General features: G+C 41.4%; 1 protein-coding gene. It reads left to right on the forward strand.

What is annotated here, in order from left to right:
- The coding region (locus HMPREF3168_RS01520; protein ID WP_148129871.1) for an RNA-guided endonuclease InsQ/TnpB family protein at positions 1 to 707 on the forward strand (707 nt) is incomplete at its 5' end.
- Between the last annotated feature and the right edge of the window lie 40 nt (positions 708 to 747).

Genomic DNA, 747 nt, shown 5'->3' on the forward strand with positions numbered 1-747 from the left:
ATTACGTTGCTATCCCTTATAAGATCAAGGCTGAAGATGTTAAGTTGCCAGACAAAACAGGTAAAGCTACCGCAGTTGATGTCAATGTTGGTCACTTTGATTACACGGGTGGCCGGGTGAACGTACTGCCTAAGAAGCTTGATAGAATTTATAAAAAAATCAAGCACTATCAAAGGCAGCTTGCCAAAAAGCGAGTCAAAAATGGAGAAGCTGCTTGCGAAAGCATAAATTACTTGAAGACGAAAGCCAAGCTTCAAGCGTGCTATCGCAAGGCTGGCAATATTCAAAACGACTTGATGCACAAATTTACGACCGAACTGATTAATGACTACGACAAGATCGTGATCGAAAATCTGTCGGTTAAGGGTATGCTGATGAGCTATATAGCTTCAAAGGGTGTTCATCGGTCGATGTTTGGCAAGTTTAGGCAGATCTTGACCTACAAGTGCGATTGGTACGGTAAGGAACTTATTCTGGCAAATAAGCTGTATCCGTCTACTCAGCGTTGTGCGGCTTGTGGTAATGTCAAAAAGGGTGATGACAAGATCACCCTTTACGGCAACAAGAAGCATGGTACTAAACACAATGAGTACGTCTGCTATAACGAAAAATGTCCGAACTATAATAAGGTTGTAGATCGGGATAAGAATGCGATGCTTAGTCTTTTAGCGCTGACTGAGCATCCAGAATTAAATCATGCGCTATAAATTTTAAAGAAAAGAAAGGAGAATTAATGGCTAAGGCCCT

This window comes from Lactobacillus sp. HMSC08B12 (genome assembly GCF_001808415.1).
GTDB classification, from domain to species: Bacteria; Bacillota; Bacilli; order Lactobacillales; family Lactobacillaceae; genus Lactobacillus; species Lactobacillus delbrueckii.